This is a genomic window from Bacillus sp. z14 (2026), assembly GCF_058313575.1.
Genome location: NZ_JBZFQK010000004.1, coordinates 100373 through 119736 on the forward strand (window position 1 = coordinate 100373; position 19364 = coordinate 119736).

The window sequence follows — 19364 nt, forward strand, 5'->3', positions numbered from 1 at the left end:
ATGATGTGGAAAGAAACCATTCATGTAGAAGCTCCCTATGATTTTGACCTGGTATTGGAAAGGATCGGTCTTGATCCTCTGTATGAAATAGATTATCGCAATCGCTTGATTCAGGTCCCTTTACTGATTCATGGTAAGCCCAATGTTTATACCGTCCAAGCGATCGGTACGGTAGATAAGCCGGCCTTTACGATTAGCGGCAAAAAGGAACAAGTATTGGCAACGGATCGTTTAAAGGAGATTTTTCAGTGGCATTTGCCACTTTCTGATATACATGCTCACTTTGGCGAGACGAAGCTCAATAATATTTTTACTCGCCATCGCGGTACCCCGCTTATTTTAGAATTCGACCTATATGGCTGTCTCGTGAAAAGTATTATCCATCAACAGCTGAATATGGCGTTTGCTCAAAAACTAACGAAGGATTTTGTCACAGCCTATGGGTATCAGAAGGACGGAGTATGGTTTTATCCATCTCCAGAGACAACCGCTGCTCTCACAGTAGATGAACTAAAAGGAATGAAATTCAGCGGCAGAAAAGCAGAGTATGTCATTGGCCTTTCAGAAAAGATTGCAAGCGGTGAACTCAGGTTGGAAGAGTTGCGCACAAAGACAGATGAAGAAATTATAGAAGAATTAACAAGAATTCGAGGTGTAGGCAGATGGACGGCTGAAAACTTCCTGTTATTTGGTCTTGGCCGCCCGAATTTATTTCCAAAAGCAGACATCGGCATTCAGAATGCTATTAAGCTGCTATATAACCTAGAACGAAAGCCAACAATGGAAGAGATGGAGCAATTCAGTAAGGAGTGGCATCCTTATTTAAGCTACGCTTCACTTTACTTATGGAGAAGCATTGAAAAACGGAGGAATATTGATGAACCAACAGGCAACATTAGTCCGTGAAGGACAAGAGATTTTACTAACTATTAAACGCCTTGGCATAAATGGTGAGGGAGTCGGCTACTATAAACGTCAGGTTGTATTTGTACCGGGTGCTCTGCCGGATGAAATTGTAGAAGTAAAGATTACGAAGGTCCATCCGAAGTATTCGGAAGGTCTTGTCAAAAAGATTAAAAAGGCATCGCCACATCGAGTCGAAGCACCATGTCCGGTTTATGACGTATGTGGTGGATGCCAATTGCAGCATTTGGAATACAGCCAACAATTGAAGGAAAAACGTGATATCGTTATTCAATCATTGGAGCGCCATAGCCAATACGATGCCAGCAATGTAGATATCCGTCCAACAATTGGGATGGAGAATCCATGGAATTACCGTAATAAAAACCAATTCCAGGTTGGCACCAATGAGACTGGAGAGTTGATTGCCGGCCTTTATGCGGCAAATACTCATAACTTGATTGATATTCCAAATTGTATCGTTCAGCATGAAGCAACGAACAAGGTTACTCGTACAGTATTGGATATTTTGCAGGAATTTGGATTGCCATCCTATGATGAGAAAAAGAAAAGCGGGATTGTTAAAACGGTCGTAACCCGTGTCGGCTTCTCATCGGATCAGGTCCAAGTGGTGATCATCACCATTTCTGAAAAGCTTCCTAAGAAGCGCCAAATCATAGAAGAAATCAACAAACGTTTACCGGAAGTCGTTTCCATTGTTCAAAACGTGAATAAAGAACAGACTCCGCTTATATTCGGCGAAAAGACGATTCATCTGTGGGGAGAAGAAGCAATTGAAGAAGAACTTGGCGATTTATCCTATGAGCTATCAGCGCGTACCTTCTTCCAATTGAATCCAGTACAAACCGTGAAGCTCTATGATGAAGTGAAAAAAGCAGCTCGCCTTCACGGTCATGAACGAGTAGTAGATGCTTATTGCGGAGTAGGAACGATAGGATTGTGGCTTGCGGATTTTTGTAAAGAAGTTAGAGGCATGGATGTCATTCCGGAATCAATTGAAGATGCCATTCAGAATGCTAAAAAGCATCATATGGATAATGTCAGCTTCGAAGTAGGCAAAGCAGAAGTTCTCATGCCTAAATGGCTGCGCGAAGGCTGGAAGCCAGATGTCGTTGTCGTCGATCCGCCAAGAAGCGGCTTGGATCATAAATTAATGGATGCCATCCTGCGCACACGTCCAAGAAAAATCGTCTATGTATCCTGTAACCCATCCACACTGGCCAAAGATTTGGACTACCTAAGCAAAAAATACAGACCAAAATATATCCAACCAGTGGACATGTTCCCACAAACTTCTCATATTGAGTGCGTTGTGGAGATTATGTTGAAGGTGTAACCAATAAAAATACTCTTGGCTAACTAAATAAACATTTGTTAATCGACCCAGTTTTCGTATAAATAATCTTTTATGAAAACTGGGTCTTTTTTTATTGAATCCGATTAGCAGATAGGTTTGTCTATTTAATATAATTTTTTGAACATGTCCTGCTACCTAAACCATTTACAAATTCCCCTTTAGCAAAAGCGGGTTTGAAATTTGGACAGGAATGTGTTTGATGAAATCTTTTAATCTTATATCAAAATAATCCTCTATATCCCGTTTTAGTATCTCTTCTAGTAGAATGAATTCCATTACAATATAGTCTAGATCGAAAACATTATATAGATCTTGTTCTGCCCAGATTGATTTCACTCTGGCCTTATTGGAAAAGGGGATTAATGACAGGATAGCTCCATTCTCATAGTCAGCATATTCAATCGTGTAATAATGGAATTCCGGTGTAGGATTCTTCTTCGTAATCTCTTCTTTCCATCTATACAATGCTTTATAGAATTCGAGTATAGCTAGTTCTGTTTCAAAGTATAATTCGTTGTTGATTTTTATTGTAAATGTGGCATCCACGGCTAATATGGCAGGCACATCCCTTTTATGCTTTTTTGAGATCATTTCTTTATCTACTACAAAATTGTATTCAAACTTTATTTTGTTTGAAATACTGTCCATGTCTTCGTCACCCTATCTCTATTCTAATTTTGTCTCTTCCTAAAATGTTGGAGGCTATTTTAGTTAAGCTATATATAATAGAATTCGACAAAAAAATGATAAATCTTTCTTTTAGGTTCCATATTTAATCCAGTATTCTTTCTCTGTTTTCTAAATGAACGCTTAGATAACGAAGCAGAGACCTGGAATTGTCCAAGAATTAATCAAGTTATATAAAGAATATTGTTTTGTTAATCGAGGAAAGTAAATATAAGTTAATTAGTTGATTCACCCTAGTCCAAAAAGGATTTATAGTATCGATATTACTTTTGAAATCGAAGAAGGATATTGAAGACCCCGAAAAATACATTTGCAAGATTGATCCTTATTTCGTGGATTTTACGAATACGGGTCTTTTTTTATTAATCTCCTTGGTGGCTATTTACATATATAGTGCGCGAAAGAAGGCATCTCCATTGATGTCTTTTTTTGTTTATATAAACATCAAACCAAACAAAAGTAAACTTAATTCCCCATCTTTTGATATGCTCATAAAGATTGGTAATTTAGAAAGTATTTTAATATTTGTAACCTTTTTTTATTTTTGTACGTGGTATTAAAGAGAGGAGGGAATGATGGCGGATTCAATAGATAGTCTCTATAGCACGTACTTTTCTGATATATATCGTTTCCTTTTCTCTCTTTGTCATAACCATCATACAGCGGAGGACCTTGTTCAAGAGACCTTCTTTCGTGCCTATTTATATATTGAGAATTATCAAAGTGGAAGTGTAAAGGCATGGCTTTTTACGGTAGCTTATCATGCATATATTGATCATCATAGAAAGCATAAAAGAGTAACAATTCAGGATGAAGGCTATTTTTCTAGATTTTTAGATAAGAATAAAGCGGTTGATGAAACGATTGTAATTCATGAGGAAATAGAAGAGCTATTACGTGAAGTGAATACATTACCTGAAAAACATAAGATGGCAGTACTGCTTTGTGATTTTAATAGTTTATCATATGAGGAAGCTGCTGAAGTAATGAAGGTGAGTAAAGCCTATGTAAAAGTTCTTTTATTTCGGGGGAGAAAAGCAATAAGGCAAAGAAGGAGTAAAGAATATGAGTGATGAATTTAAAAATCGCCTGGAATCATATGAAAATGGTGAACTTTCTGCAGAAGAGGCAAAAGAGATTGAGAAAGAACTGGAGAGCATGGAGAGATATTTGGAAGAAACTGATGAAGAAAACAGGGGAAAGTTAACTGATTCTGATATTGGCATAAAAAAACAACAACGAATTATGAAATTTGCAAAATGGAAGGCAAGATTTCAAACAGCACTTATGGCTATAGGTTTATTTCTTCTATTTTCATTCTTTTCTTCCATCCTAACTCTGATGTATTACTCGTTCGGAGCTCCTGACCGAGTAGAGAAATTACGTAATATCGTTGATTACAGTCTGACTGTAATGAATCCTTATGGTCATATGGATGGTACAAGTACGAGCACTTCTGCCTATTTTGGAATGACAGCCTCAAAAGATATAAATAAAGTTATTGGAGATGATACGATCAAGGTAGGTGAAATGGAAACTGATTTTTTCTTCTCAAGGATGTCATATCCTGAAGTTACCTATTTCAGCCCTATATCTAATAACAGTCCTGCTTTTATTTATCCGGGCTCAAGCCCACGAGGTTTTTCAGGGTGGGAACGATTAAAAAAGGTTCCAGAAGGGACGGTTGTTTCAGCCTATGTTTCATTTACTGATTTACTAGAGACAGAAGAGGTATTTTCATTATTCGAGGCTAAGGATATGAGATTAATATGGCTTGCAGTAGATACTGGTTTTGAAAAGAAAGAGGAAGCTATATTTAAACCAATTGGTTTTCCTAGTGAACCAATTTGGCATGAAGATGACATGATCGTAGATTTTCAACAAGAGGAAAAAGGTTTTTTTGGAACAGAAATAGTTTCTGAAGGGTCTTCTTCACCGGAATACGAGGTAGGCGAAGGAAAACCACTGCATAAGCAATTCCGAAAAACACTGCAATTCCTGGAAGAATATGAAGAAAAAGCAGAAAATTTTTATATGGGAGATTTAAATCTTTCAAAACGTATTCAATACATGGAAAAACATGGTCATAAGCATTATGGGGCTGTTATTACAGGACCAACTAAAGAAGTATTAAAATTACAGGATGAAGGAAAAGTAAGTGAATTAGAAGTAGACGAAATAGAATTTTGGAATTGGGAAAGTGAACTCTGAAAATAGTTTGAGTAAAACTTTTGTTATGCGATATTCAGGCAGTTAAATAGAGATAGCTTAATGAACTAATTGGTGCTCTTATTCTATTCTGGACTGTCATAAAAGAGCACGGATTAACCGGATTTGCTAAACTCATGTTGGTAGACTGAGTTTAGAAAGGAGAGTGCTTACATGGAGGGGCTTCAAAGGATGCTCGACAGCATCGAGTATATAGAAGGTAATTTGGAACAGTATCTTTGTATGGAAGATATTGCTAAAATTGCGTGTATGTCAAAATTTCATTTCCAGCGGATGTTCAGCATGCTGACGGGATATACCGTAAGTGAATATATTAGGAATCGCCGTCTCACAGTTGCTGCGCAGGAACTGGTATATTCCAAGTCTAAGGTAATCGATGTTGCACTGAAATATGGCTATGAAACTCCGGAATCCTTTACAAAAGCATTCCGGAAAATTCATGGAATCAATCCGTCATCTGCAAAGAAAAATACTCAATCCTTGAAGGCTTATCCGAGGCTCTCTTTTCAAATTCAGTTAAAGGGTGATGTGGGAATGGATTATAAGATTGTCGAAAAGGAAGCATTTAAGGTTGTTGGGAAAAGCATACGCACGAGTACTAGTGGGGGAGAGAACAATCGGAAAATAGCCTCTTTCTGGGATGAATCTAATCAGAATGGATTCGCCGCTGTACTTGCTAAAAATAGTGGATCTCTTGGATTAATTGGAGTTTGTATGGACTTTGATAAACTACAAGAAAATCTAACTTACTTAATCGGGGCAGAGAAACATATAGAACATGTCCCAAATGATTGGGAAGAACGACAGATTCCGGCTGCTACCTGGGCTGTTTTTCCTGTTCATGGCGCTATGCCTGATGCCATGCCAAAGGTGTGGAATCGAATTTTCTCTGAATGGTTTCCGGCAACAGGCTATGAGCATTCGGGTGGACCTGAGATGGAGGTTTACTTAAGTGATGGAGATCCATCTTCTAAGGATTATTATTCAGAAATATGGATACCAATTAAAAAATAAATAGAAGGATAAGCTTATAAATTAATCGAGCGGATTCATTAAAGAAGCAATGTAGTGGGCTACATTGCTTCTTTCTATTTGAGAGATGGAGAGACTTGAATTTAATAGGGGATCTTGCCCTAGTGTTTTCTTTTTGACCTTCATATAAGAAAGATATTTGTAAGTAATTAACAATTATCTTGTATTGCAAGGTAGTGTGGTTTAAACTGGTAATATACCTTGCAATGCAAGATAAAAAGAGTGGTGGATTATAGATGTCGCAAACCCAGATGATGAAGGGTATATTGGATGGTTGCCTTTTGGCTATTATCAAAGGAAAAGAATGTTATGGATATGAGATGGCAGAACGTTTAAGTGAGTATGGATTTGAGACAATCAGCGAAGGTACCATTTATCCATTATTGCTCCGAATGCAACGGGAAGGACTTATTACGTCTGTTCGCCGGGATTCAATTGCTGGACCAAAGAGAAAATATTATTCATTAACAGATGAAGGACAGGTAGCTTTAGAAAATTTTCTGGTTAGATGGGGTTACCTTGAGAACAGCGTAAACGCGGTCATTAAGAAAGAAATTGAAGGATGAGGTGATGCAAAAGTGGAGCAACTTCAACTGTCTGATAAAAGTCAGAAGTTTATTGATGATTTAAAGATATACTTGTTTTCAAGCGGAAAAAATGATCAGGAGATTAATGATATTACGAAAGAACTTGAGGAGCATTTATATGAAGCCGAGCTAAATGGTAAATCTATTGATCAGATTATTGGATCTTCTCCTAAAGAGTATATGCAGAGTATCTCCAATGAAATGAGGACGGATTATAAAGCATGGGTAAAATATATACCCCTGATTATAGCTGGAGCAATGTCATTTTCGATTTTCGGAGATCTTTTGAAAGGTACATTAAGCTATAGTGTATTAAAAATCATTGGAACGGCTGTGTATTGTGTGCTCTTTTTTATCGGAGTAATGATTGCATTTCGCTATACAGCCAGGAATCAAGTGTCTAAAATTCGAGAGTTTTTAATATTATTAGCCCCTATTTTCATTAGTATGGTCGTCTTTATGGGTTTGCTTGTCGCTGATTCAATCTATCCTACACCAACCATTAACTTTGGTGTTTTAGGGAGTACAGTCATCGGCTTACTTTTTCTTTGCTTTATCGTTACATTCTCCATTTGGGCAAAAACCGCAATCCTGCCCGTTTTTTTAATTTCATTTCACTTACCGACCATCGTATTAGCTCGAACAACTTTAAATGAAGAATTGCAGTTAATTATGGGTTTAGCTATAACATATATATTGATCGGAATTTATTTATTTTATGAAGTGAGAAAAACAAAATCATAACAAAAGTTTTTTGGGGGTTATCCGGAACGTTAGTTTTACTGACTTTCTGGAGGACCCTTTCCTATCTTATTCAATTGATTTCCTATAACAAGCCGGTTAACTAGGAATGCAGGTTAGATTAAGAAGGATTTATATGTTTTAATCGAATTATTTAACCAAATTTTAAATTTGGAGGATTATATGACTGCCTTTGCGTTTTTGTTTATTCTAAAAATTGTTTTCTTAAAGGTTACTATAATAAGAGTAAAATAATATAAAATAAAACTGAAACTGAGGAGGTTATTGAAGTGAAAGAATGCCCATTTTGTAATCCTGAAACAATAGAACTGCAAGAAGTTGTTGTAAAAAATGAACATTGTATGTTTCTACAAATGCCACAAGAAGTATTAGTCGGGTCAGGATTAATAGTTCCAATAAAACACCGTGAAACAGTGTTTGACTTAACAGAAGATGAATGGTTTGCAACCTATTCATTACTGCAAGAAGTGAAAGATCTCCTGGATGAAACATATCGACCTGATGGGTACAATATTGGTTGGAACTGCAATGCAATTGGAGGTCAACATATCATGCATTCTCACCTACATATTATTCCTCGATTTAGTGATGAACCCTATGCTGGCAAAGGACTTAGACACTGGCTGAAAAGTTCGGAAAATAAGAGATAATGGTAACTAATTCGAGCCTTACTTATCTAAAAAGTATAGGAGAGTTTTTATGAAGATTTACTGGTTATTAGTGTTTTTAATTTTTATCATTTGGTACAGAGTATCTCTACCATACGCCGAACCAAGTTGGTGGTCTATCTTTTCCTCGAGCCGTTCAACGCATACACCTATGATGGAGCAAGTTTCTTTAATTAAAGCAATTTTTATAGCACTTATATTTTTTGCTTTGGCATCTCCAGTGCGTCAAATAATCCAAAAACGTAAGTAGCCATGTTTATAATTCATATAGTAAGTGGAATTCTCACTTAAATTTTCAGGGCGTTGATCTTAGGAGGATTAATGCCTTTTCGTGTTGAATTTCTTATGGAGATAAAGAAGCAGGAATGTTAAACAATAGACAGAAACTAAACGGTGGCAAATTTATATTGAGGGGTATTTGTGAAATGTCAAAATACGAAAAAGAAGAAATTCTAACTGGAGGAAATGTCTCAACCGTATATCGTTTAGGAGATACCGTTCGAAGAGATTTAAAGCCAGACAGTACGAAAATTCACAAGCTATTAATACATTTAGAAAATAAAGGATTCACTTATGCACCTAAATTTTTTGGTATTGATGAAAAAGGTAGAGAGATTTTGTCATATATAGAAGGTGAAGCTGGTAATTATCCTTTAAAGCGATATATGTGGTCTGATGAAGTTTTAAAAGAAATAGCTCAGATGCTTAGTCTCTACCACGATTCAGTGAGTGATTTTTTAATTGAAGAAGATTGGAAGTCGATAGATAATACTCCGCAACCATTCGAGGTGCTTTGTCATAATGATTTCGCTATATATAACATTATCTTTAATCGTAAACGACCGGTAGGTATAATTGATTTTGATGTTGCTGGCCCTGGACCGAGACTCTGGGACATTGCCTATACCCTTTATACTTGTATTCCTTTAAGTAGAGCTTATCAATCTGAAACAGGTGAAGAAGTTATTTATAATTTCTTAGACCACGCTATGAAAATAAAACACAGAGTAAAATTGTTTTTTGAATCCTATGGAAAGGAAGTGGAAGAAGTTTTTTTAGAGATGGTATTGTTGCGATTACAAGGGCTATGTAAAACAATTGAAAGAAAAGCTAAAGAAGGCGATAGTAATTTTCAAAAAATGATAGATGAAGGACACCTTGAACATTATCAAAATGATATCAAGTTCATTAGTGAACACGGAAAAGAGTGGATGTAAAAGGGGAAAGGTTGGAATTGACAGGGGAAAGAGCAGAAGGCCAAGTTGACCAAAAGATGTCTTTCTATGTTGAATTTCTTATGGTATTAAAGGGACAAGTTAGCTAAGAAGGATTTATTGCGGATTTACAGAATGTTACAATTCGAAGTGAGATAGTCTTCAAAAAAATAAAAGGGAAAAAGGAAGTGATTGATATGTCCATCGGAATTCTTGCCCTTGTAACTATGACAATATGGATTATACAAATTAATGAGTTCAATAAACCTGAAGAAAAACAAGACAATAGAAAAACAATAGTCTTAACTTCCTGTGGGTGTTTGTTAACAACAGTTTTGACCGTCCATCTTTTTCAAAATTTCATCGCCTAAGGTAGTAGTTCTTTAATAGTGTTATAGCAATTATATGGAGGTGTTATTGTTGAATGAGGACCAAGATAAGCGTAACAAAAATAAGATAGACACCGAGGATGGTTGGAATAGAACCGTTTATGGAAGTCCAACAATAGGGGGAATAGTCGTAGTCGGTGCCATTGTTCTATACCTATTATTTAAATAATATTTATTAAAGATGTCTAAGTTGAACAAGGATGATCAAAAGTTGGTCATTTTAATTTTCCTTGTTACCATTGTTCGAAAATAGCCCTATCAACTGAAGCTGCTTTATTATTCTATAAATAAAGAGCTGCAAAGTTTGCAGCCCCTTAGAGTGGTTAGGTTATAAGAATTGTATGGTTGGCAATCAATACTATTTATCTTAGGCTGCTGGAGAGCTCTGTGAAGATAACTCCAAGTCCATAAGCTCCAGCATCAGGATAACCCAGGCTTCTTTCTCCAACCGTACCAGCACGTCCCATGCGGGCGACGATTGTTTCTGTATATTTAGCGCCTTTAACTGCAGCAGCTGCCCCATTTTCAAAGGCAGTTTTAAAGTCTATTCCAGCTTTTGCGCACTCAGACCAAGAGTCAGCACATGGAACTAAAGCATCAATCAGAGTTTTATCACCGACGACTGCACCTCTACCAAATGAACGTTCACCAGTTACTTGTATTCCTTCAACAGCTGCCTGTAGTAGGTTTGCAAACTCCTCGATCGTTAATTCATTTTTATCGCCTGCGGCTTTGCCGGCTGCACGGAATGCAGAACCCCAAATTGGACCGGACGCTCCACCGCAATATTCCATAATGACCATTGAGCATGCATCAAGGAATGCTCCAATAGTTAATGGTTCTTGGTTTAAGATAGAACTCCATTCTCGCTTCAATTGCTTGAATCCTTTAGCAACGCTCATACCAAAGTCTCCGTCACCGGCATGAGAGTCAAGCTCGCAGAATGGTATCTCATTACGGATAATGACTTCGCTCATTTTATCAATGAGATAGATGATGTTCTCTAAGGAAAGGACATCATCGTGGATTACAGCGTATTCCTCACTTGTCTCAGTATTGAATGAAACGCTTCTTTCTTCAATCTCATCAATAGGATCGGTATACTGAACACCCTCAACAGGTGCATCCACTTTAAATGCCGCAGCAGAACATTCGCTTGATAATAATGATTTCAGCTCATCATCAAGCTTCATAATTGTCAAGGATACTCCAGCCATATCAATACTTGTCATATAATTGCCGACAAAGGTTCTATAAACATGAATATTTCTGTTACTCATTTCTCTCATAACCGAATTGTTAAATAAATAGAGTTCTTGAAGTGGAGTACTTCCGAAGCCATTTACAAGAATAGCAATATCAGATGTTTCATCCCCATCTTGTCCAAAATCCTTTAGAAGATCATCTATCATTTGTTTAGCCAACTCATTTGCAGAAATCAATTTTTCTCTTCTGATTCCTGGTTCTCCATGAATGCCGACACCGTATTCGATTTCATCTTCTTCTAATTTGAATGTCGGAGTTCCTTTAGCTGGAACGGTACAGGATGTAAGAGCTGCCCCGATGCTTTTTACATTTTCTGCGGCTTTTTCTGCAATTGCTTTTACCTGCATAAGGTCTCTGCCTTCTTCGGCAGCTGCACCGGCAATTTTATGAACAAGTACAGTTCCTGCAACACCGCGGCGTCCTACAGAATACAGACTGTCTTCAACGGCTATATCGTCAGCTACTCGAACATATTCAACCTGGATACCATCCTCGATTGCTAAAGCGGCACCATTTTTAAAGTTCATGATGTCACCGCTGTAATTTTTAATAATCATCAGGACCCCTTTTTGACCGGCAGCTGCTTTGATTCCCTGATACACTTGTATTTGTGATGGCGAAGCAAACACATCCCCGCATACTGCAGCATCAAGCATACCTTTTCCGACAAAGCCCGCATGTGCAGGTTCATGCCCACTGCCTCCCCCGCTAATTAAGCTCACTTTGTTTTCATTTATTACTCGTTTCTTAATAATTTTATATTTCTTCAGAAACTCGAGTTCCGGATGTGCCATGATTAATCCATTAGCCATCTCCATTACGAGGTTCTCAGGTTTATTTATAATCTTCTTCATTTGTATTGCCTCCCGTTTCTATTAAAAATTGGTAGTCTTGCTAAATTTATTCATACTGTTAACAGTATAATGTAAGCGTTTTAAAGTAAACGGACAAATAACCGTATTTGTCAAAATAGCCGTAATTATATCATTTTTGTATAATTAAATTACAATTTTAATAGGGAAGGTAACCCATGACCTCATCGATTATCACACAAAAAATAATTGCAAAATCATTAAAAGATTTAATGGTAACTGAACCTTTTCATAAAATTTCAGTAAGCGACATTATGGTAAACTGTAAGATGCGAAGGCAAACATTTTACTACCATTTTCAAGATAAATATGAATTGCTTGGCTGGATTTATAAAGAAGAAACGAAGGAAAATATTACAGACTTTATTGGATATGAAAAGTGGGAGAACATCTTTCATTTGTTATTGGAATACTTCAGTCAGAATCGACGATTCTATCAAAATGCATTTAAAGTAGAAGAGCAAAATTCCTTTAACGAATACTTATATGAACACACAAAGAATTTGTATCTTGAGATTATTACTAACCGTTTGGACGGAAGCGGATTAAAGGTTTCTAATGAAAGGAAAGAATTAATGGCTTCTTTTTATAGCTATGGGTTTGTAGGGATAATCAAAGAGTGGATTGAGAAAGATTGCACTCTCGAATCTTCCACGATGTCATCCTTGATGAAATATATGATAAATGATCAATTACTGCCATTTCTGCAGGAGTGAGCAGCGAGAGGGAATAAGAATGAAAAAAATAATTAATGATGTTCAGCATGTTGTAAGAGACATGTTGGCTGGATTTTGTTTTGAACATAAAGAAAGGGTTTCTTATGAGCCCAAGCATGATATTGTTTATCGGAAAGATTTAAAAGATATAAGAGAGGAGGTAGTCATTATTAGCGGAGGCGGCAGCGGACACGAACCGGCTCATTATGGATATGTAGGGAAAGGAATGCTCTCCATTTCTGTTAATGGAGAAATTTTCACTCCGCCAACAACTGAGCAAATAGTAGCCGCCATTCGGATGATTGATAAAAATAAGCGTGTTTTACTCATCATCAAAAACTTTAAAGCGGATTTAGAGAGTTTCTTATTGGCTGAATCCATCGCCCAAAAAGAAGGCTGGACTGTTGATCATGTCATTGTAAGTGATGACGTCTCCATTGAAGACGACAATTCCTTCAATAAGCGGAAACGTGGTGTGGCTGGTACAGTGTTTGTCCATAAAATACTTGGAGCTGCTGCACGTGAGGGATATTCTCTAAACGAATTAACGGAAATTGGCCAGTCTGTCATCAGTCATTTACATACATTGGGAGTTGCGCTTTCACTGGTAACCCATCCTGAGACAGATAGAAGTTCATTTATACTACAGGATAATGAAGTGTTTTACGGTATCGGGATTCATGGTGAAGTAGGATACCGGAAAGAAGAATTTCATTCATCTGAGATTTTAGCCATAGAGCTTATGAATAAACTTAAAAGTATTTATCGTTGGAAAAAAGGAGATCAATTTGCCATTTTGGTGAATGGGTTAGGGGCTACACCGCTGATGGAACAGTATATCTTTACCAATGACATCCGACGTTTATGCGAGCTGGAAGGCTTGGATATTAGATTTGTGAAGGTTGGAAACCATTTAACTTCCTTAGATATGAAAGGTATTTCATTAAGCTTACTCAAAATAACGGATTCTGTTTGGGAAAAATGGTTAAAAGCAGAGGTGGAAGTAGCTAACTGGTAGTTAAGATTTGATTAGTGCACAGTCAAATACCATATATAGCAGAAATAGAGTAAAGCCCTGTTTATGCTCGGGTATCATAACGAGCATAAACAGGGCTTTTCTTTTTCATTAAGTAATTTAGTAGCACCATATGAAATAAAATATATTCATAACTATTGCTTAATGTATCTCTAAATCTTTTACTGTTTCTCCTTCAACTAACACTGGCTGATAGTAGGTTTCGTTTGGTAAATCTCGTTTTCCTTGTAATTTCTTAATAAGCCAATCAGCTGCATCACGTCCCATTTGTTCCTGTGGATGGGTTAATGTTGTCAGTGCAATATTAGCGTTTTTGGCAATATAGGAATTGTCCTGCCCAATTATTGATAATTTCTCTGGAATTGAAATATTAAGCTGTTTACACACATTTGCTACCTCTAAACCGACTTCATCGTTATAGCAAACAATCGCTGTTAATAGTCGAATGTTTTCCTCTAAAAATTTCTTCAAGCTAGCTGATAAATTGGGCTTTGTTTCTGTATCGAATGTAAGCACATGCTCAGGTCGAAATCCTAATTTGGCTTCTCCAAGCGCTTTTATATATCCCTTCATTCGATATTTTCCCTGTAGGTCATCTGATTTTGATATTAGCCCGATATGTGTATGTCCCTTCGAAATTAATTCCTTTGTTGCGAGATAACTGGACTGGACGTCATCAAGACAAAGAAAGGGAACACTTAATTCTTCATAATAAGCATTAATCATAATGAATGGAACCTCTTGTTCTTTAAATGACAGGTAATAAGAGATGTTTGGATTATATAGATTGCTTTTCGTAGGCTCTATGATCAAACCATCCACTCCAAATGACAGCATCATTTCCAAAGCTTTCTTTTCCTGTTCGACATCATTATTTGTACTGGCTAATAATAACGAATAATTCTCTTCATTTAATCTGCCTTCAATCCCTCGAATAATGGAGGGGAAAATATAATCAGAAATGTAGGTTGTAATGACTCCGATTGTTTTAGTGTTAGATTGACCGCCAGATTTTGCTTGATATTGGTTACTGACATAAGTGCCAGACCCTTTTTCACTTCTTAAAAATCCTTCGTTTGATAGTTCTAAAATAGCTTTACGAACAGTTTGTCGGCTCACTTCGTATTTTTCTTGGAGGGAAGCTTCAGTAGGGATTTGGTCACCAACTTTATAATCTCCCGAAAGAATCTTGCTTTTTATATCATCAATGATGACCTGATATTTTGGTTTCATTTATAGCTCACTTCCTTCATTGGTGCTCTTGCACTAATTGATTGATTCGAAATAGTTGTATGTACATATTTTACTTTGAATTAGTAAGAAATAAAATAAGCAATCTAATTCTATTTTATAAGTAACATCTTTCATTAGTTCTTTTAATAGTATACCCAATAAATGGTTTTGTGGGTCTTTGTTTGATTTGTACTAAAATCGAGAATGTTAAATTTGTGTGTACTAATTACATATTAGTTGACATTTGTACGTACAAATAAATATAATCAAGTTAACAAATAGAAAGCGTAATCATTCCGGATATTGAAACCGCTATCAGATGGGGGTTTATATGAGAAAGAACAAAGCAAACATACAAGAGGCAATTGCTAGGGGAGAGACTTCTCTTGGAATTGAATTTGGTTCTACACGTATCAAGGCAGTGTTAATTGATCATAATTTTGAAACGGTTGCATCTGGAAGCTATGAGTGGGAAAACCGCTTGGAGGATGGTTTTTGGACATACAGCCTAGTCGATATTATTACTGGACTACAAGCAGCGTATCGTGAGATGAAGCAAGAAGTTGAAAGAAACTATGGGATAACGATTCGGAAGATTGGTTCTATTGGAATCTCAGCCATGATGCACGGATATATGGCCTTTGATCATACAGGAGAATTACTTGTTCCGTTTCGTACTTGGCGTAACTCAACAACGAGTGCGGCAGCTAAAGAATTGACTGATACATTTAAATTCAATATCCCAGAACGATGGAGCGTTGCTCATCTTTATCAAGCTATCTTAAATGAAGAGAAACATTTGCCGCGTATTGATTATGTTACGACTTTAGCAGGTTATATCCACTGGTTACTGACTGGTAATAAAGCGATCGGTATTGGAGATGCTTCAGGTATGTTTCCAATCGATGAATCAACAAAGAATTATAATGAATCAATGGTTAAGCAATTTGATGAACTAATTTCCACGAAGGGTTGTCCTTTGAGCCTAGAGGAGATTCTTCCTAAAGTTTATCTTTCAGGAGAACAAGCTGGTGAATTGACTGAAGTTGGGGCAAAAATTCTTGATCAATCACAGAATTTACAACCAGGTATTCCGCTTTGTCCGCCGGAAGGTGATGCGGGTACAGGAATGGTTGCTACAAATAGTGTGAGAAAGCGTACTGGTAATATTTCAGTAGGAACATCAGTCTTTGCCATGATTGTACTGGAAAAAGAACTCTCAAAAGTGTATCCGGAAATTGATTTAGTAACAACACCTGATGGCAGTCCTGTAGCGATGGTTCATGCTAATAACTGCTCCAGTGATTTAAATGCCTGGCTGAAATTATTCCGTGAGTTCTCTGAAGCAATGGGCCAAAAGATAGAAACGGATCAATTATATGAAGTGATGCTGAATAAAGCTTTGGAGGCTGAACCGGATGCTGGCGGATTGCTAAGCTATGGCTATTTATCCGGTGAGAATATTACAGGATTAGATGAGGGGCGACCGCTATTCGTACGACCTCCTGGTAGTCAGTTTAATTTAGCAAACTTTATGCGAGCTCATCTTTTTACTGCATTTGGCGCATTAAAAATTGGAATGGACATTATGACTAAAGAAGAAAGTGTTGAAATTGACGGCATTTTGGCTCACGGCGGATTATTCAAAACACCTATTGTAGGTCAAAAAATCGTCGCAGCTGCCATTGATGCACCAGTATCCGTTATGGCAACAGCCGGAGAGGGCGGTGCGTGGGGGATGGCTATTCTGGCTTCTTACATGATGAACAAAAATGAGAAGGAATACTTGGAAGAATTCCTTGACCAAAAAGTCTTTTTCGAGGTTGATAGTCAAGAAATATATCCGGATCAGTTTGATGTTAAAGGTTTTGAGAAATTTATAGAGCGATATAAAAAAGGTCTTGTAATTGAGCAGGCAGCTGTCGATCATTTGATTTTATGAGTCCAAGTTTGGAGGGGTTCAAGTGTTAGAAAAGTTAAAAGAGGAAGTATTTGAAGCAAATTTAGAATTGCCCAAGCATGGACTCGTCAAATATACATGGGGAAATGTAAGTGCAATTGACCGTGATAGTGGCTTATTTGTTATCAAACCGAGCGGTGTTGATTATAAGACGATGAAGCCAAGTGATATGGTGGTTGTTGATTTGGATGGTCAGGTGGTTGAAGGGGAATTGAATCCTTCATCAGATACAGCAACTCATGCAGTACTTTACAAGCATTATTCAGAGATTGGCGGCATTGTGCATACGCACTCAACCTGGGCGACTATATGGGCTCAAGCAGGTTTAGATGTTCCGGCGATGGGAACTACTCATGCCGATACATTCTATGGTTCCATTCCATGTGCAAGGTTTTTAACTCAAGAGGAAGTTGACCGTGGGTACGAAGTGGAAACTGGAAAGGTCATTATCGAAACATTTGAACAACGTGGATTAGATATATTGGCAGTTCCCGGTATTTTACTTCATGGACACGGACCATTTACTTGGGGCAAAGATGCAAAATCAGCGGTTATGAACAGTGTGGTATTAGAAGAGGTCTCAAAAATGAATTTATTTACACGAGAACTAAATCATTTTGCTGAAGAATTGCCACAACGTATTTTAGATAAGCACTATCTACGTAAACATGGAAAAAATGCCTACTATGGGCAAAAATAATACAAACTATCAAACTACGAAAAGAGGATTATTATGTCTAAAGTAAAAGAGTTTTGGTTTGTCGTAGGTTCACAGCATCTATATGGGGAAGAAGCACTGGCGGAAGTCAAAGCACACGCACAAACGATGACGGATGCCTTAAATGAAAGCGGTATATTACCTTACCCGCTTGTATTGCAGGATTTAGCTGTAAGTGCAGATAAAATTACAAGCATTATGAAAGAAGTGAACTATCGTGATGAGGTTGCGGGCGTAATTACTTGGATGCATACCTTCTCACCAGCAAAAATGTGGATTCGCGGAACAAAATTATTACAAAAGCCATTGCTACATTTAGCAACGCAGTTTAACGAAAGTATTCCATGGGAAACCATTGATATGGACTTCATGAATCTGAATCAATCAGCTCATGGTGATCGTGAATATGGATTTATCAATGCGCGTTTGAAAAAGCAAAATAAAGTTGTAGTAGGTTACTGGAAACGTGCTGAAGTCCAAAAGCAAATAGCAGAATGGATGGATGTAGCGGTTGCTTATAACGAAAGCTTCAATATAAAAGTTGCTCGTTTTGGTGATAACATGCGTAATGTTGGAGTAACCGAAGGGGATAAGGTAGAGGCTCAAATTCAATTTGGATGGACTGTTGACTACTTTGGTATAGGCGATCTTGTTCAATATGTGAATGACGTTAAGGACGAAGAAGTGAACGATTTAATTGCTGAGTATGCGGAACTATATGAATTTGATTATGGCATATACAGCAAAGAAGATTGGGAAAAGAGCGTGAAGGTGCAAGCAAGCTATGAAATTGCCATTAAGCGTTTCCTTGATGATGGTGGTTACAATGCATTCACAACTAACTTTGAAGACTTATATGGCATGAAACAGCTTCCTGGCCTTGCAGTGCAACGTTTGATGGCCCAAGGATATGGATTTGCTGGTGAAGGGGATTGGAAGACTGCAGCCCTAGATCGCTTACTTAAAGTGATGAGCCATAACCAATCGACTGGATTTATGGAGGATTACACTTATGAACTAGCTGTTGGGCAAGAAGCTGCTCTTCAATCACATATGCTTGAAGTAGATCCAACATTAGCTTGCAACAAGCCAAAAATTGTCGTATCTCCATTAGGTATCGGTGATCGTGAAGATCCGGCTCGTTTAGTTTTCGATGGTAAGGCAGGAGATGGTGTTGTTGTTTCAATGGCTGACTTTGGTACACATTACAAGCTTTTGATTAATGAAGTTTCTGCTTTTGAGCCAACTGTTAAAGCACCTAATCTTCCAGTAGCACGTGTACTATGGGAAGTAAAGCCAAACTTCCAGGATGGGGTTAAAGCGTGGATTGAGAATGGCGGCGGTCACCATACAGTTGTTTCATTGAATCTGACAACAGATCAAATTATCACGTATGCAAAGCTTGTTGACTTAGATTATGTAGTTATTAGGTAATGGCTTTATCCTCCGAGGGGGCTTATGCTTTCTTGGAGGATAATAGATTATCCCAGAAGGTAGAATAAGATGCTTTTATTTGTAAGCGTGTTCTTTGTTTATATATATGAAAGCGTTTAAGATGAAGAAATAAAACTAAATGTTTTTGGATTCATTATATTTGATTCAAAAGTACCCTAATGCGTTATTCATTAAATTAAACAGAGCATCTCTATTATTAAATAGGCAACACCTACTATCATGTAAGACAAGCTATGAACGTAAATATTCTATTAAAAAC

The 19364-nt window shown here is 37.2% G+C and carries 19 protein-coding genes; 16 read left to right on the forward strand and 3 right to left on the reverse strand.

Features of this window, described 5'->3' with window-relative positions:
• The first annotated feature begins 3 nt into the window (after positions 1-3).
• Positions 4-906 (forward strand): DNA-3-methyladenine glycosylase family protein, encoded by a 903-nt coding sequence (locus AC4G3O_RS14495; protein WP_148631101.1) that lies wholly within the window; start codon positions 4-6, stop codon positions 904-906.
• Positions 878-2260: a 23S rRNA (uracil(1939)-C(5))-methyltransferase RlmD gene (gene rlmD, locus AC4G3O_RS14500; protein WP_139892728.1), complete on the forward strand. Its 1383-nt coding sequence runs from the start codon at positions 878-880 to the stop codon at positions 2258-2260. The genes AC4G3O_RS14495 and rlmD overlap by 29 nt, the downstream gene beginning before the upstream one ends.
• A 165-nt stretch (positions 2261-2425) precedes the next feature.
• On the opposite strand, the gene AC4G3O_RS14505 is transcribed toward rlmD, so the two are convergent.
• Positions 2426-2929 carry a DUF7878 domain-containing protein gene (locus tag AC4G3O_RS14505; protein ID WP_066108243.1) on the reverse strand — a complete coding sequence of 168 codons (504 nt, stop codon included), beginning with the start codon at positions 2927-2929 and terminating at the stop codon, positions 2426-2428.
• Positions 2930-3543: 614 nt separating this feature from the next.
• Here AC4G3O_RS14505 and AC4G3O_RS14510 point away from each other — a divergent pair.
• The 9 genes from AC4G3O_RS14510 to AC4G3O_RS14550 all read left to right on the forward strand — a co-directional run bounded on the left by AC4G3O_RS14510 (position 3544) and on the right by AC4G3O_RS14550 (position 10018).
• Positions 3544-4041, forward strand: a complete 498-nt coding sequence (locus AC4G3O_RS14510) for an RNA polymerase sigma factor (protein ID WP_491136394.1) — start codon at positions 3544-3546, stop codon at positions 4039-4041.
• Positions 4034-5179 carry an anti-sigma factor gene (locus AC4G3O_RS14515; protein WP_491136395.1) on the forward strand — a complete coding sequence of 382 codons (1146 nt, stop codon included), beginning with the start codon at positions 4034-4036 and terminating at the stop codon, positions 5177-5179. The genes AC4G3O_RS14510 and AC4G3O_RS14515 overlap by 8 nt, the downstream gene beginning before the upstream one ends.
• Positions 5180-5350: 171 nt before the next feature.
• Entirely contained in the window at positions 5351-6211 is an 861-nt protein-coding gene (locus AC4G3O_RS14520) for an AraC family transcriptional regulator (RefSeq protein WP_491136396.1), read from the forward strand.
• A 254-nt stretch (positions 6212-6465) separates the two neighbouring features.
• A complete protein-coding gene (locus AC4G3O_RS14525; protein WP_066108236.1) occupies positions 6466-6795 on the forward strand; it encodes a PadR family transcriptional regulator in 330 nt (109 codons plus the stop codon).
• A 12-nt stretch (positions 6796-6807) separates the two neighbouring features.
• Complete coding sequence (locus AC4G3O_RS14530) at positions 6808-7560, forward strand: DUF1129 family protein (RefSeq protein WP_066108233.1); 753 nt, start codon at positions 6808-6810, stop codon at positions 7558-7560.
• 287 nt (positions 7561-7847) lie between these two features.
• The gene (locus tag AC4G3O_RS14535; protein WP_491090472.1) at positions 7848-8228 is read left to right on the forward strand and encodes an HIT family protein; all 381 of its coding nucleotides are present in this window, start codon (positions 7848-7850) and stop codon (positions 8226-8228) included.
• 443 nt (positions 8229-8671) lie between these two features.
• A complete protein-coding gene (locus AC4G3O_RS14540; RefSeq protein ID WP_491136397.1) occupies positions 8672-9463 on the forward strand; it encodes an aminoglycoside phosphotransferase family protein in 792 nt (263 codons plus the stop codon).
• Positions 9464-9657: 194 nt separating this feature from the next.
• On the forward strand, positions 9658-9831 hold the full coding sequence (locus AC4G3O_RS14545) for a hypothetical protein (protein ID WP_181162047.1): 174 nt from the start codon (positions 9658-9660) through the stop codon (positions 9829-9831).
• 49 nt (positions 9832-9880) lie between these two features.
• Positions 9881-10018 (forward strand): hypothetical protein, encoded by a 138-nt coding sequence (locus AC4G3O_RS14550; protein ID WP_490553083.1) that lies wholly within the window; start codon positions 9881-9883, stop codon positions 10016-10018.
• Positions 10019-10211: 193 nt separating this feature from the next.
• Here AC4G3O_RS14550 and dhaK read toward each other — a convergent pair whose 3' ends face one another.
• Complete coding sequence (dhaK, locus tag AC4G3O_RS14555) at positions 10212-11969, reverse strand: dihydroxyacetone kinase subunit DhaK (RefSeq protein ID WP_066108223.1); 1758 nt, start codon at positions 11967-11969, stop codon at positions 10212-10214.
• Positions 11970-12145: 176 nt separating this feature from the next.
• On the opposite strand from dhaK, the gene dhaS reads away from it, so the two are divergent.
• Positions 12146-12703 (forward strand): dihydroxyacetone kinase transcriptional activator DhaS, encoded by a 558-nt coding sequence (gene dhaS, locus AC4G3O_RS14560; RefSeq protein ID WP_066108222.1) that lies wholly within the window; start codon positions 12146-12148, stop codon positions 12701-12703.
• Positions 12704-12722: 19 nt separating this feature from the next.
• On the forward strand, positions 12723-13721 hold the full coding sequence (gene dhaQ / locus AC4G3O_RS14565; protein ID WP_491136398.1) for a DhaKLM operon coactivator DhaQ: 999 nt from the start codon (positions 12723-12725) through the stop codon (positions 13719-13721).
• A gap of 159 nt (positions 13722-13880) precedes the next feature.
• Here dhaQ and AC4G3O_RS14570 read toward each other — a convergent pair whose 3' ends face one another.
• Positions 13881-14972: a GntR family transcriptional regulator gene (locus AC4G3O_RS14570; RefSeq protein WP_066108216.1), complete on the reverse strand. Its 1092-nt coding sequence runs from the start codon at positions 14970-14972 to the stop codon at positions 13881-13883.
• A 331-nt stretch (positions 14973-15303) separates the two neighbouring features.
• Here AC4G3O_RS14570 and AC4G3O_RS14575 point away from each other — a divergent pair, with 331 nt between their 5' ends.
• From AC4G3O_RS14575 to araA, 3 genes are read left to right on the forward strand one after another with little or no spacing between them, the layout of a single operon-like run.
• Positions 15304-16914 carry a xylulokinase gene (locus AC4G3O_RS14575; RefSeq protein WP_066108213.1) on the forward strand — a complete coding sequence of 537 codons (1611 nt, stop codon included), beginning with the start codon at positions 15304-15306 and terminating at the stop codon, positions 16912-16914.
• A 22-nt stretch (positions 16915-16936) separates the two neighbouring features.
• Positions 16937-17632, forward strand: coding sequence for an L-ribulose-5-phosphate 4-epimerase (locus AC4G3O_RS14580; RefSeq protein ID WP_066108210.1), 696 nt, complete (start codon positions 16937-16939; stop codon positions 17630-17632).
• Between the two features lie 33 nt (positions 17633-17665).
• The gene (gene araA / locus AC4G3O_RS14585; RefSeq protein ID WP_066108207.1) at positions 17666-19084 is read left to right on the forward strand and encodes an L-arabinose isomerase; all 1419 of its coding nucleotides are present in this window, start codon (positions 17666-17668) and stop codon (positions 19082-19084) included.
• Positions 19085-19364: the final 280 nt, after the last annotated feature.

Coding starts and splice junctions, on each gene's coding strand:
- AC4G3O_RS14495 (WP_148631101.1), top strand. CDS start 4: ATGTGGAAAGAAACCATTCATGTAGAAGCTCCCTATGATTTTGACCTG.
- rlmD (WP_139892728.1), top strand. CDS start 878: ATGAACCAACAGGCAACATTAGTCCGTGAAGGACAAGAGATTTTACTA.
- AC4G3O_RS14505 (WP_066108243.1), bottom strand. CDS start 2,929: ATGGACAGTATTTCAAACAAAATAAAGTTTGAATACAATTTTGTAGTA.
- AC4G3O_RS14510 (WP_491136394.1), top strand. CDS start 3,544: ATGGCGGATTCAATAGATAGTCTCTATAGCACGTACTTTTCTGATATA.
- AC4G3O_RS14515 (WP_491136395.1), top strand. CDS start 4,034: ATGAGTGATGAATTTAAAAATCGCCTGGAATCATATGAAAATGGTGAA.
- AC4G3O_RS14520 (WP_491136396.1), top strand. CDS start 5,351: ATGGAGGGGCTTCAAAGGATGCTCGACAGCATCGAGTATATAGAAGGT.
- AC4G3O_RS14525 (WP_066108236.1), top strand. CDS start 6,466: ATGTCGCAAACCCAGATGATGAAGGGTATATTGGATGGTTGCCTTTTG.
- AC4G3O_RS14540 (WP_491136397.1), top strand. CDS start 8,672: ATGTCAAAATACGAAAAAGAAGAAATTCTAACTGGAGGAAATGTCTCA.
- AC4G3O_RS14545 (WP_181162047.1), top strand. CDS start 9,658: ATGTCCATCGGAATTCTTGCCCTTGTAACTATGACAATATGGATTATA.
- dhaK (WP_066108223.1), bottom strand. CDS start 11,969: ATGAAGAAGATTATAAATAAACCTGAGAACCTCGTAATGGAGATGGCT.
- dhaS (WP_066108222.1), top strand. CDS start 12,146: ATGACCTCATCGATTATCACACAAAAAATAATTGCAAAATCATTAAAA.
- dhaQ (WP_491136398.1), top strand. CDS start 12,723: ATGAAAAAAATAATTAATGATGTTCAGCATGTTGTAAGAGACATGTTG.
- AC4G3O_RS14570 (WP_066108216.1), bottom strand. CDS start 14,972: ATGAAACCAAAATATCAGGTCATCATTGATGATATAAAAAGCAAGATT.
- AC4G3O_RS14575 (WP_066108213.1), top strand. CDS start 15,304: ATGAGAAAGAACAAAGCAAACATACAAGAGGCAATTGCTAGGGGAGAG.
- araA (WP_066108207.1), top strand. CDS start 17,666: ATGTCTAAAGTAAAAGAGTTTTGGTTTGTCGTAGGTTCACAGCATCTA.